The sequence below is a fragment of the Candidatus Hoaglandella endobia genome (genome assembly GCF_900044015.1).
In the GTDB taxonomy this organism is placed as follows: domain Bacteria; phylum Pseudomonadota; class Gammaproteobacteria; order Enterobacterales; family Enterobacteriaceae; genus Hoaglandella; species Hoaglandella endobia.
Genome location: NZ_LN999835.1, coordinates 577,538 through 590,757 on the forward strand (window position 1 = coordinate 577,538; position 13,220 = coordinate 590,757).

The window sequence follows — 13,220 nt, forward strand, 5'->3', positions numbered from 1 at the left end:
ATTAATTAGAATAGGCAAGGCGGCAACTAGCTATTTAGTACAAGTTTTGGTTTAATGGATGCTAAACGATATGGATGCTAAACGATAAAGATATTTTTACTTGGCAGACTTTCCAACGACTTTGGCCAATGATATCGCCCTTTAAGGCGGGCCTGATAGTGGCTGCGTTTGCCTTAATAATTAACGCAGCTAGCGACACATTTATGATATCGCTGCTTAAGCCCTTGCTTGATAAGGGTTTCGGCGAGGCTAATAGCCATGTTTTTATATGGATGCCCATGACTATTATGGCTATAATAATCGTGCGTGGTATCAGCGGATTTATATCAACCTATTGTGTTTTCTGGGTTTCCGGAAAAGTAGTCATGAATATGCGTCGCCGTTTGTTTAAACATATCATGGATATGCCGGTAGCTTTTTTTGATCAGCAATCTACCGGCACGCTATTATCGCGCATTACCTATGACTCCGAACAAGTAGCGTTGTCTTCTTCTAGCGCGCTGATTACCCTAATTCGTGAAGGGGCTTCAATCATCGTAATGTTCGCGATGATGTTTTATTATAGTTGGCAACTGTCGCTTATTTTAGTGATTACTGCTCCAATAGTTTCTGGAGTCATCCGTTTGGTTTCCAAACGGTTTCGCAACATCAGCAAGCGCATGCAAAACACAATGGGGCAGCTAACCACTAGTGCTGAGCAAATGCTTAAAGGACATAAAGAAGTACGTATTTTTGGGGGGAAAAAAGTAGAAAACGAACGATTCAACAGCGTCAGCAACCGCATGCGTCAACAAGGTATGAAAATGGTGGCCGCCTCTTCGGTTTCCGATCCGCTAGTTCAGCTTATTGCTTCATTAGCTCTTGCCTTTGTCTTGTATGCTACAAGCTTTCCCGGGGTGATGGAAACACTGACCGCTGGCACCATTACTGTAGTATTTTCATTAATGATTGCCCTGATGAGACCACTAAAATCCCTTACCAACGTCAACGTACAGTTCCAGCGTGGAATGGCTGCCTGCCAGACGCTATTTGCAATTCTTGATATGAAAACCGAAAATGATGAGGGCACGGTGGAAGTAGATCGCCTCAAAGGAGATATAGTTTTTGACTGTGTGACATTCTCTTATCCTGGTAAAGAGGAGCCATCACTGCATGATATCAGTCTCTCTATCCCGGCCGGCCATACGGTAGCTCTGGTGGGCCGTTCAGGCTCCGGTAAATCTACTATAGCTAATCTACTTACACGTTTCTACGATATACAACAAGGACATATTTTCCTCGACGGTACCGATCTACGCGCATATAAACTTGCCTCGCTACGTAATAAAGTTGCACTGATTTCTCAAAACGTGCATTTGTTTAACGATACCATCGCCAACAACATTGTATATGCTCGTAATGAATTTTACTCGATTGATCAGGTAGAAAATGCAGCTCGCATGGCCTATGCCATGGATTTCATAGAAAAAATGGATCAAGGTTTAGATACGGTTATTGGTGAAAATGGTGTCTTGCTTTCTGGTGGTCAGCGTCAGCGTATCGCTATCGCGCGGGCACTGCTGCGTAATTGCCCGATTCTTATCCTTGATGAAGCTACCTCAGCGCTTGATACGGAATCCGAACGGGCTATTCAGAAAGCCCTCAACGTATTGCAGAAAAACCGGACATCCCTGGTTATCGCCCATCGTTTATCCACTATCGAGCAAGCTGATGAAATTTTAGTAGTAGAAGATGGGAGAATTGTTGAACGCGGCAACCATGTAGAACTGATGTCGTATCGGGGCATTTACGCACAACTTCACCGGTGGCAATGCGGCCAATGATGACTAGCATTTGGTCCGGGGTCTCACCGATTTATATTTTGCTGCTACCGTTTTCATGGCTATATGGCTTGATTACGGCCTTGATTAGGTTTAGTTATCGCTGTGGCTGGATCAAAGTGCATCGCTTTAGGCTGCCGATTGTCGTGATAGGTAATCTGAGTGTTGGAGGTAACGGCAAAACACCTCTGGTAGTATGGTTAGTAAGCAAGCTTCAACAGCGCGGCTGGCGGGTAGGAGTGGTATCACGCGGTTACGGTGGACGGGCAGATCATTACCCGCTGGTACTGAACGACGCGACAGACAGCAAGCAGTGTGGCGATGAGCCGCTACTGATTCGTCAGCGAACAGGAGCTCCGGTTGCAGTAGCTCCGCGGCGTGCTGATGCGGTGGCGGCGTTGTTGCACGCACAGCCATTGGATGTAGTGGTGACCGATGATGGTCTGCAACATTATGCGTTAGGGCGAAATATTGAGTGGGTGGTCATCAACGGAGAACGACGTTTCGGTAATGGTTGGTGGTTACCTGCTGGCCCCATGCGCGAACGGGCCGACCGTCTGCGGTCGGTACAGTGTATTATTGTCAACGGCGGTAAAACGTACAGCGGCGAGGTGCCGATGCAACTTAATGCTAGCGCGGTAGTTAACGTTCTTAGCGGAAAACAACAAGCATTGACTAGTTTGACATCAATAGTAGCAATTGCTGGCATTGCACATCCGCAGAGTTTTTTTGCCACAGTACGCGCAGGTGGCGTACACCCGATACTTGAGATATCTTTCGCCGATCATCAGGTCTACCAGCAGCATATGCTTGAAGTGCTGGCCACGCCGAATGAACAATTGCTTATGACAGAAAAGGATGCTGTCAAATGTCGTGCATTCGCACGCGCTAACTGGTGGTATTTACCGGTTGATGTGCAGCTACCAGCCAGCGCCGAGCCGGTATTATTAGCCCCAATTGAACAGGCAATAATGGGCTATAGACAGACCAATGGTGCCGGGGCCTAGCCGAAATATACCTGGTGTACCTACTACTTAACCTAATGGAGGTATGATGGATCGCCATCTATTAAAAATAGTTGTTTGTCCGGTATGCAATGGTAAGCTTCTTTATAAGAAAGAACGGCAAGAGTTAATCTGTAAATTAGATGCTCTGGCTTATCCATTGCGGGACGGTGTTCCTGTGCTATTGGAGAGTGAAGCACGCGCTATTACGCTGAATGAGATCACTTTATGAATATTTATGAATAGTTTTATCATTATTATACCTGCCCGCTTCGCCTCCAGCCGTCTGCCTGGCAAGCCACTGGCTGATATTAACGGTAAACCCATGGTAGTGCGCGTGATGGAGCAAGCGCAAGCTTCAGGAGCCAATAGAGTCATCGTTGCCACCGATCATCCCGATGTTGTCGATGCGGTAGAGCTTGCAGGTGGCGAAGTATGTCTGACTAGCCCTAATCACCAGTCGGGCACCGAGCGACTGGTGGAAGTAATTAATTGCTACGGTTTTAGTGATAGCCAAATAGTAGTAAACGTACAGGGCGACGAGCCACTTATTCCTCCGCAAATTATCCGGCAGGTAGCAGATAATCTGGCGGTTACTGACGCTAGTATGGCAACGCTGGCCATTCCACTTACCAGCGCACAAGATGCTTTTAATCCTAATATAGTAAAGGTGGTGATCGATAGCCACGGGTATGCGCTGTATTTTTCTCGTGCTTCGATTCCTTGGAATCGAGATAATTTCATGCACAGCCCCAAACAGGTTGTACCCCTATTACGTCATATCGGTATTTATGCATATCGTGCTAATTTTATACAACGTTATGTAAATTGGGCTCCTAGCCCGCTGGAGAAAATAGAAATTCTTGAGCAATTACGCGTCCTGTGGTACGGCGAAAAAATTCATGTAGCCCAAGCCCATACGGACTCAGGTATGGGAGTAGATATGCCAGAAGAACTGGCTCGGGTGCGTATCTTGCAACAAAACCAAAAAGATATATCAAATTTAACTTTAATCAGGTAGTTATTTTTTAGTTAAGGGTTAGCTTTCTAGCTAATAGAAAAAATTAACTTATTTTTCTACTCCCATCTAAAAATTAGCGTTGCGTGGACTTCTTGGGAATGGTATGACATCACGAATATTTTGTATTCCTGTAATATAAGCTATTAGTCTTTCGAAACCTAATCCAAAACCAGAGTGTGGCACTGTTCCATATCGGCGTAAGTCTCTGTACCACCAGTAATCTTCTTTATTTAGACCCATTTCTGTTAAATGGCTATCTAGCTGCAACAAACGCTCTTCTCTCTGAGAGCCACCGATAATTTCCCCAATACCAGGGACCAGTAAATCCATGGCAGCTACCGTTTTTCCATCGTCGTTCATACGCATGTAAAATGCTTTTATTTCTTTAGGGTAATTTTTAATAATTACTGGAGCTTTGAAATATTTTTCAGCTAAATAACGCTCATGTTCAGAGGAAAAATCTAGACCCCAGTTTATCGGATGCTTGAACAAATGACCACATTTTTGCAAAATACTAACTGCTTCAGTGTAGTCTACCTGAAAAAAATCTGCACTGATAAAGTTTTTAAGACGATTTATCGCCTCTTTATCGACGTGCTCTGCAAAAAATTGCATATCATCGGCTCGTTCATTCAATACTGCCTGAATGATATATTTGAGTAATATTTCCGCAAGATTAACTATATCTTCTAAAGAAGCGAATGCTACTTCTGGCTCTACCATCCAAAACTCGGCAAGATGGCGCGTGGTGTTTGAGTTTTCCGCCCGAAAAGTCGGGCCGAACGTATAAACTTTTGATAAAGCACAGGCATAGCTTTCACCATTTAACTGACCAGATACTGTCAAAAAAGCCTCTTTGCCAAAGAAATCTTCAGCAAAATTAACTTTACCATCAGTAGGCGTGCGCGGTAGATTCTCAAAATCTAGTGTAGATACTCGAAACATTTTGCCGGCTCCTTCAGTATCTGAGGCGGTAATCAGCGGCGTTGAGATCCACAAGAATCCTTGTTCATTCATAAAACGATGAATGGCTTGCGCCAGGGTATGACGCACGCGTGCTACAGCGCCGATTAATTTAGTGCGCGGGCGTAAATGTGCGAATTCGCGTAAATACTCGACATTATGGTGTTTAGCAGCCATAGGATAGGTATCTGGATCATCAACCCAGCCCAGCACCTTTAAAATTTGTACCTGTATTTCATAATATTGACCTCCACCTAACGATTTTACAATGCGGCCAGTTACCTCAACGGAGCATCCGGTGGTTAGACGTAAGATATCATTTTGATAATTATGTAATGTATTATTAATAATAGCCTGTACAGGATCAAAACAGGAACCGTCATAGACAGTAAGAAAAGAAATGCCAGCTTTAGAATCTCGACGGGTACGCACCCAACCCTGTACAGTAACTTCACTATCAGCCGGAACGCGCCCATGTAGTACATCAATTATAGGCACTTCTCTCATAAATAAATCCTAATATTTGGTTAATAGTAACAGGCTTATTATCTGCTCATAGACCCTATTATTTTTATAATAATAGCGGCAAAATCACAAGGTTAATCCCTTATATTTCCAGCATAAACTAATTTTTTAACAAAAAATGAGAAAAGCTAATACGCCGCAACTGAATTGACGACAATATCACAGGCTAACTACGAATACCAATAATAAATATTAATTGAATACGTTAATAGAAATAGAACTAAATTAGTACCACTATGGTCTAGCTTAGAATTAGTTCTATGGATAAGCCTTTTATATATTTTTAAAACGTTTAATTTTAGTTAATTAAAATGGTTAGACAATAGTAACCTGCTACTCATAAAAATAGCTTGATACTGTCATGATTATTAGTTGCTAATGGTTATTTTATTACTAATAATTAATATTATCCCAGTTTTAATAGAAGGAGATTACATGTTGTACTCACTTATTAAGACAGTACTATTTCAGCTAGAACCAGAACTAGCCCAAAAACTAACCTTGCAACAGTTGAAACACATTTCTGGTACTCCACTAGAATGGCTGATACGCCAATCTTTACCAACAAAATCTGTCAACTGCATGGGCATAAATTTTAAAAATCCGCTTGGGCTGGCCGCAGGATTAGATAAAGACGGTGACTGCATCGATGTACTAGGTGCTATGGGTTTTGGCTTTATCGAAGTGGGGACAGTAACCCCACGCGCACAACCAGGTAATGACAAACCGCGTCTATTTCATTTAGTAAAAGCTAGTGGTCTTATAAACCGTATGGGTTTTAATAATCGTGGAGTTGATAATTTAGTAAAAAATATTAAAAAAGCTAATTTTGGCGGTGTCCTGGGTATTAATATCGGTATAAATAAAGATACGGCGGTGGAGCAGAGGAAAGAGGATTATTTGATATGTATGGAAAAGGTTTATGCCTATGCGGGTTATATCGCCATAAATATATCATCACCTAATACTCCTGGGCTACGCACTCTCCAATTTGGAGAAGCGCTGGATGATCTATTACAATCGATAAAAAATAAACAACGGGCATTGCAGGTCTGTCACCAAAAATACGTGCCTGTTGCTATAAAAATAGCACCTGATATGAACGAAGCAGAATTAATACAAGTTGCCGATAGCTTAGTTCGTTATAATATTGACGGCGTCATCGCAACTAACACAACTATAGGGCGCGAGCTAGTCCATGGTTTGGATCACTGTAGCCAAAGTGGCGGATTGAGCGGACGTCCATTACAATTACGCAGTACAAATTTAATCCAGCGATTATTTAGTGAGTTACAAGATAAGTTACCCATTATCGGGGTGGGAGGTATCGATTCACTTATTGCAGCTAGAGAAAAAATGGCGGCAGGCGCTGCGCTTATTCAAATTTATTCGGGTTTTATTTTTCATGGACCGCGTTTAATAAAAGATATTATCAGTGATATTTAAACCAAATTATATAAAACACTAGCTAATACTAGCTAAATAACCACATCAAAAATAGCGAATTAATAGTAGCAAAAGTGATATTTTTGTAGTTTTTTATCTAGCTGTTATGCTGATTATTGAACTGTTGTTCGTTCCCGTATACTGTTAATACTAACAGTAGTTCTTGCGATAATGACGCAAAGCGATTTTAGTCTGTACCGCCAACGGTTATTTTGTCAAGTTTCAACGTCGGCTGGCCAACGCCAACTGGAAGATTTTGACCTTCCTTGCCACAAATGCCTATCCCTTTATCTAGCGCTAAATCATTACCGACCATAGAAATCTGCTGCATAGCTTCAATTCCTGATCCAATGAGCGTGACCCCCTTAACCGGAGTAGTGATGCGTCCATTTTCAATTAAATAAGCCTCAGAGGTAGAAAACACAAATTTACCTGACGTGATGTCTACCTGCCCACCACCAAAATTCGGCGCATAGATACCCCGCGCTACGCTAGCAATAATTTCTTCCGGAGTTGACTGCCCTGCCAGCATATAAGTATTGGTCATACGGGGCATTGGAAGATGTGCATAAGATTCTCTCCGGCCGTTGCCAGTAGGCGCCATCCCCATCAGACGAGCGCTAAGCTTATCTTGCATATAACCACGCAACTGGCCGTTTTCAATAAGCACGTTAAACTGACCAGGCACGCCTTCGTCGTCGATAGCTAACGAGCCGCGCAAGCCAGCCAGCGTACTGTCATCAACAACGGTACATAGCTTAGAAGCTACCAAATTACCTATTTTGCCGCTGAATACTGAGCTACCACGGCGATTGAAATCACCTTCTAGTCCATGGCCCACTGCTTCATGCAGCAGCACCCCTGGCCAGCCAGCACCTAGCACTACCGGCATATGGCCTGCAGGCGCCGCGATAGCGTAAAGGTTCACTAGCGCCATGCGCACCGCTTCCCTTGCCCAGCTATCGGCACGCACCTCTCCGTCAACAATCTGTAGAAAAAAATCATAGCCAAAACGGCCACCTCCTCCGCTGGAGGCACGCTCCCGTTTACCTTCTTGCTCTACCTGCACGCTAATAGACAAACGCACCAGCGGACGCACGTCCGCCGCCAGTGTACCGTCGGTGGCTGCTACTAAAATCTGTTCGTAGACCCCTGAAAGGCTAGCCGTAACCTCTTGCACCCGCGCATCGGCGGCGCGCGCAACTTTATCTACTCGATGTAGCAGCGCTATTTTTTCTTCGCGCGGCAGGCTGGTAAGGGGATCTAATGAGGGATATATGGAGCGGAAGGCTATCGGGCTAAAGTTTTTTATCTGGATCTCTCCAGCTTCGTTCACTATGCTGCGCGCGGTCATGGCACTTTGAGTAAGTGTATCTAGCGTTATCTGATCGGCATAGGCAAAACCGGTTTTTTCTCCGCTTATGGCTCTCACACCTATGCCCTGATCAATATTATATAAGCCATCCTTGATAAGAGAATGTTCAAGGATCCACATCTCATGATAACTTGACTGAAAATAAAAATCGGCATAGTCAAGACGTCGTCTGCTCATCTTTTCAAGCAGATCATAAAGATGATCATGCTGTAGATGATTAGTTGAAAGTAAATGTTCACTGACAAGTGTCAGGTTCATAGTTTTCACCTTTAAAGAAAAAATAGAATTTTTATTTATTAAAAGCCCAATTGCCCAATCGACGTCAAAGAACTAGTGTTCTTTAGCACAGTTTTTAACTGGAAGCGTTTGATGCATGATATCTGTAATTTTAGGCACATCTAAATTACCTGAAATATGGTAACGAATAAGCGATAATTTATTCCAAAGGGGCTGCAGCACTTTGCTAGCAGCAAACACTGCTGCTCCTAGCAGCGGATTAATTATTATAGCCGTAGCTACACCGACGGTGGCCAAAATTTCTGGTACGATCACTGCTTCAATATTGATTTGCTGGCGGTTGAGATCTATATCTCCGGATATGGCAACATTAGCCTCTAGCCCATCAAGCCAAAGATCGTTAGTATGTAACGTACCGTCTTTTAACCAGGAGGTACCTTTGATGAAATCAAAGTAAAAACCTTTTCCTAAATAATCACTGAAATTAAATTTCAATTTGCGCAGCAGCGTATTAAAGCTGACTAAACGCATAATACGTCCGGCACTACCGCTACTGATATTTTCTATTTTACCTTTACCTAGTTGAGTATGCAGTACTCCATTAAGGCTGGAAATATCTAGCGGCCAAGGCGTAGCAAGCCAATGCAAATCATAATCTAGGTTAAAGGGCGCGTCGCGCAGCGGAGTCACTAAACCGAGATAATCGGCAGCGTCACCAATATCATTGCCGCTTATAGTGCCTTTTAATGACGTTTGGTTTTTACTGCGGGTGTGCCGCCAACTAACCTCTGTGGTCAAGTATATTTTTCCGGTATCGACGAAACTAGTTAAAAGTAACTGATCCTGCTTTGAAGTAATTGTCGCGCTTACCCGCCCAATATTTATCCCCCTCAGCCAACATTGTTGACAGGTAAAAAGCATCGTTGGCCAAGTATCTAAGGTATCGCTTGTACTGTATAACTCGCCGCTAGGGTAAACAACGGAGCTGTCAATATTGATGACCGGATTATAGTAGAGATATGCTAATTCAGCACGCCAGGGAGCGTGGTTCAATATAGTCAATGTTCCGTTAATTTCCTGTCCATGTGCAGTTACTTTACTGCCGCTGGCCAGCTTGTTACTGGTTAATACAAGCTGATGCCAAATCTGTCTGCCCAGAGTCAGAGCAGGTGTGCTTAGCTTCAGCGTATCGGGAAATTGCAGCCACACAGCCGTCTGCGTCTCCCCCGTTAACGCCGGGGGCTTCAGCAGCAGAGGTAGCCATTTTTCACCGTTGATCGCTGGTAATGATAACGTTAGACTCTTATCCTTCGGCAGGGGAGGTATTCCCTCCCCGCCGTACTCCCAGTTACCGCGTATCATAGTAATTTGGTTTGTCAATAATAACCACTGACTGTTAAAACTGTTAATGCCACCGCAATGTCCACTCATCAATAAGGCGTGCATGTCTCCCTGTACGTTTACCTCTAGCGTTAGCGGTTTGCCACTGACCTTATACAACGGAGCAGGCAAGTAACTGCTGACATTTGTTAAATTGCTTTTAAAAGCAATCTTATAGCGCATTTCTCCTTTTATTGGCATAGTGATGGCAATATCACTATGCCAATCAGCGTGACCACTGATCATTTTTACCATGTGATGGGGCAAGTTAGGCAATGCGTTGAGCGACCAATTGCCTTTAATACCGACGTTAACGTCGAAGCTAGTCGATTTTTCCAGCGTAGTAAAATTTATTAATATAGGTTGGCCAAACCATTTACCGTATATAGCATCACTGTCCAAGTTACCGTTATTATAGCATAACTTGCCGTTAAGCCGTTCTAGTGTGGTGCTCATAGATTTAATGTATAAAGAGTTATCAGTAAGTACTATATTGCCGGAAGCGGTAATCGACTGGCCATTAAGCGGAATATCAAGATGCAAATCGCCCATCACTGCCCCGCTAAGCTGGAGTTCATCCAACGTTTGCCCCAAGGAGACCTTAAGTGGCGTTTGCATAAAATAGTCTTTTATAGCGCTACCAGCGCCGCTGATATTAGCTTTAATTAATAGCTGTTGTTTAGAATAGTCGGGAATACTTGCAGTGATATTTTTGCCGATATTTTTACCAAGCTTGGTCTGTGGCGTATACATAAATAATCCGTTGTTAACAAAATTTAAATCAATATCTAGCTGTTTTAGCGCAGGCCAACCTGATTCAAAGAGATACTCTGCTTGACGTAGCGGTGCCCATATCTCGAATTTACCGTCGTTATGCTTAAATGGAAAACGGCTGGGATTTCCGGCAAATAATAGGGTAGCGTTATCTACATGCCCTCCTTTAATAGCGCCAGCTAGATAGTCTACCAAATGGGTTCCCATCAAAGGTTCGGGGTAATAACGCCAGGCTTCGGTGGCGTCAGTTAAATGCAGACCAGCAATGATGTCGAGCCAGGTCTCTCCTTTTACTGGTTTATGGAAATAAACATTTCCTTTAACCAAAAAGGATTGCGCCCGCGCATAGATATTACGTCCCCACAAGAACAGACCATCTCGCGGATTATGCCGCCAGTCAATAGTAGCGCAGGCGTGGGATAGCGCTATAGGCGCGCGAAACATGCCCTGATAGGGTAAATTGCTATTTTTCAGTGCTAAAGTTAGCCGCCCCGCTGCTAATGAACCTGAGACCGAGCCGGAAACATGGTCAGCCCCAGGCAGAAACTGCCATGGGAGCCAACTAAGATCTTGCCACTGCGCTTGAAAGCGTGTATAGCTAGCGTTGTTTAGGGGGATATCTAACGCTAGCGAAGTCAGTTCACCGCGCGGTTGCAGATCATGCCAACTGGCGCTAAATTTAGGAGTTACTGCTGAAATAATCGATAATATCGGGGTTAATCTCTCAAAATTGAGCGCCCCAAATCGCAGGCAGATCTCACCTGTATGATCAGGAAAAAAAAGATGGTATTTCGCTGGTAACCAGAATACAGAGAGCGTCGTTGGTGCCCAGGATTTTCCATCAATGGCGATGTTTAACGCTGGCATATCCAATTGCCAGGCGTCCTGCTGTTGATGTTTTTTATTTATTTTTATCGACAGCCGATCGATATCTAGGCGATGAGACTGCTCGCTATTTGTCCAAAGTGCTACTCCCCGGTTGAGTATTGCATCGACTCCAGTAATTTTGCCTTGATCGAGATCAATCCAGGCTGACAAATTTAACTCGGTACTTTGCAGCCTGTGGGTATTACTTTGAAAAAGTAGGTCAAGCCAGGGTGTTAAATCAACATTCCAGGTCTGAAAGTAAAATTTTCCCTTATTAAGTAACCCCTGTTCATCGTGCAGATCCATACGCGCGTCGATCATACCTTGCTGTGATTCAGTGCTTGACAAGGCTATTTTAACTTCCGCACGGTGGCGATTGGAGGTATTTAACCAGGTTAACTGTGGCACAGATAGACGAGTTCGTTCCCCCGAAGATTTCAAAAAAGTAAGCTGGCTATTATATAAGATAATTTGGTCAAATTGACGAAGAAAAAAATTAAAAATTCTGTTATAACTAATGGTGATACTATGGTGATCACTGCCCATAAACTTGGTATTAAGATCAAGTTGCAAACTATAAAAAGTTACGTCGCGAAACTGCCAGCGCCAATGAAGCAAAGACTGCCAAACATCCAACGCCAATGTTACGTGTTGCACTTGCAGTTGACCGTCAGGGGTAGTGGCGTCAATCCCGTCGATATTAAATGTAGGTCCAAAAGATTGCCAACTGCCGTGTAACTGCTGCAGCCAGATTTTGGCATCAAAAGCTCGATTCAATACAGAGACAATTTGCGGGCGAAACCGATCTAGGTGTGGCAAAGCTAGCCTTAAACCACTAACTGTTAAAGCCACCAGGACGATTAGGTTGGCGACAATCGCCATCATTATCCCCGGTAGTCTTTTCACGCCTTTCTCCTTAGCCTATATGATCATAACATGATCATCACATAAAATTGCTCCCGAATGTAGAGTTTGTGATTTAATCTGGACTTTTACTTGTGTGCCAAATATATCTGTAACGTATCTTCAAACGCTGCCGGTGCATTAACATCATTATATAAATGATGCATGCGCATAATTGAACCTACAATTCTATTGTACACTGTGTGGTTGCAGCATTAAATTATAAAAACTAACCCTCACCACCTACCTATATACTCTACCTCGGACGTTGTCCGGCTACTTTTTAGTACCTGCCAGCGCAAAATTTATTAATTCCCCTAGTTCCTACTTAGGACCAAATTAAGTAATTTGAGTTTTATTGTACGCCAAACTGGTAGCAGATTTTACGCATCAGTAGAAATAGCCATGGCCATAGCAAGCCATCTATCATGCTGCTCCAAAAGATTTCAGGACGAAAAAAAAGATTAATAACTAAAAAACCAACACTAAATACTATTAGCTGAGTAGTTAATGATAGCAGTATCACAATCAATGCCTGTAGATAAATATTCATGTGCTGAAATAACTGAAATTTTACTACTAGATAGGCCAAAATGCTTAGCGCAAGCGCTCTTATGCCAAGGATAGAACCTAGAATAAGGTCTATAACTAAACCTATAATAAAACCGGTTCCTACATTGATCCGGTGTGGCAGCGCATTTACCCAATAAATTAGAAGTAGGTTAATCCACGAAGGCCGCAAAAAATAAAGTTGCGGTGGCCAGGGCATTGTTTGAAAAATAATGGCAATAAAAAATGAGAGCCATATTATCTGGACACCGTAACAGTGATGGTGATAACGATTCATTGCGGTACTCCTGCGCTGCTAAATCTAAATAACGGCTATACTAGAGTAGTAGCGGTAT

At 43.3% G+C, this 13,220-nt stretch carries 9 protein-coding genes; 5 read left to right on the plus strand and 4 right to left on the minus strand.

Going from position 1 to position 13,220, the window contains the following annotated elements:
* Positions 1-74: 74 nt before the first annotated feature.
* Genes msbA through kdsB form a run of 4 tightly spaced genes read left to right on the plus strand, consistent with a single transcriptional unit; the run spans position 75 to position 3,845 of the window.
* Positions 75-1,823 (plus strand): lipid A ABC transporter ATP-binding protein/permease MsbA, encoded by a 1,749-nt coding sequence (msbA, locus tag A4A70_RS02585; protein WP_067568159.1) that lies wholly within the window; start codon positions 75-77, stop codon positions 1,821-1,823.
* Positions 1,820-2,827 (plus strand): tetraacyldisaccharide 4'-kinase, encoded by a 1,008-nt coding sequence (gene lpxK, locus A4A70_RS02590; protein WP_067568161.1) that lies wholly within the window; start codon positions 1,820-1,822, stop codon positions 2,825-2,827. The genes msbA and lpxK overlap by 4 nt, the downstream gene beginning before the upstream one ends.
* A 46-nt stretch (positions 2,828-2,873) precedes the next feature.
* Complete coding sequence (locus tag A4A70_RS02595; protein WP_067568163.1) at positions 2,874-3,056, plus strand: Trm112 family protein; 183 nt, start codon at positions 2,874-2,876, stop codon at positions 3,054-3,056.
* Between the two features lie 6 nt (positions 3,057-3,062).
* Positions 3,063-3,845, plus strand: a complete 783-nt coding sequence (gene kdsB / locus A4A70_RS02600; RefSeq protein WP_067568165.1) for a 3-deoxy-manno-octulosonate cytidylyltransferase — start codon at positions 3,063-3,065, stop codon at positions 3,843-3,845.
* A gap of 66 nt (positions 3,846-3,911) precedes the next feature.
* Here the strand turns inward: kdsB and asnS are convergent, their stop codons facing one another.
* Positions 3,912-5,315 (minus strand): asparagine--tRNA ligase, encoded by a 1,404-nt coding sequence (gene asnS / locus A4A70_RS02605; RefSeq protein ID WP_067568167.1) that lies wholly within the window; start codon positions 5,313-5,315, stop codon positions 3,912-3,914.
* A gap of 453 nt (positions 5,316-5,768) precedes the next feature.
* On the opposite strand from asnS, the gene pyrD reads away from it, so the two are divergent.
* Entirely contained in the window at positions 5,769-6,779 is a 1,011-nt protein-coding gene (gene pyrD / locus A4A70_RS02610) for a quinone-dependent dihydroorotate dehydrogenase (RefSeq protein WP_067568169.1), read from the plus strand.
* Between the two features lie 187 nt (positions 6,780-6,966).
* Here pyrD and tldD read toward each other — a convergent pair whose 3' ends face one another.
* The 3 genes from tldD to mreD all read right to left on the minus strand — a co-directional run bounded on the left by tldD (position 6,967) and on the right by mreD (position 13,162).
* Positions 6,967-8,412 (minus strand): metalloprotease TldD, encoded by a 1,446-nt coding sequence (tldD, locus tag A4A70_RS02615; protein ID WP_067568171.1) that lies wholly within the window; start codon positions 8,410-8,412, stop codon positions 6,967-6,969.
* Between the two features lie 72 nt (positions 8,413-8,484).
* Complete coding sequence (gene yhdP / locus A4A70_RS02620; protein ID WP_067568173.1) at positions 8,485-12,318, minus strand: AsmA2 domain-containing protein YhdP; 3,834 nt, start codon at positions 12,316-12,318, stop codon at positions 8,485-8,487.
* Between the two features lie 352 nt (positions 12,319-12,670).
* The gene (gene mreD, locus A4A70_RS02625; protein WP_067568175.1) at positions 12,671-13,162 is read right to left on the minus strand and encodes a rod shape-determining protein MreD; all 492 of its coding nucleotides are present in this window, start codon (positions 13,160-13,162) and stop codon (positions 12,671-12,673) included.
* Between the last annotated feature and the right edge of the window lie 58 nt (positions 13,163-13,220).

Bases quoted from the DNA above. Each gene is read 5' to 3' on its own strand.
- msbA (WP_067568159.1), top strand. From the start codon at position 75: ATGCTAAACGATAAAGATATTTTTACTTGGCAGACTTTCCAACGACTT.
- lpxK (WP_067568161.1), top strand. From the start codon at position 1,820: ATGATGACTAGCATTTGGTCCGGGGTCTCACCGATTTATATTTTGCTG.
- A4A70_RS02595 (WP_067568163.1), top strand. From the start codon at position 2,874: ATGGATCGCCATCTATTAAAAATAGTTGTTTGTCCGGTATGCAATGGT.
- kdsB (WP_067568165.1), top strand. From the start codon at position 3,063: ATGAATAGTTTTATCATTATTATACCTGCCCGCTTCGCCTCCAGCCGT.
- asnS (WP_067568167.1), bottom strand. From the start codon at position 5,315: ATGAGAGAAGTGCCTATAATTGATGTACTACATGGGCGCGTTCCGGCT.
- pyrD (WP_067568169.1), top strand. From the start codon at position 5,769: ATGTTGTACTCACTTATTAAGACAGTACTATTTCAGCTAGAACCAGAA.
- tldD (WP_067568171.1), bottom strand. From the start codon at position 8,412: ATGAACCTGACACTTGTCAGTGAACATTTACTTTCAACTAATCATCTA.
- mreD (WP_067568175.1), bottom strand. From the start codon at position 13,162: ATGAATCGTTATCACCATCACTGTTACGGTGTCCAGATAATATGGCTC.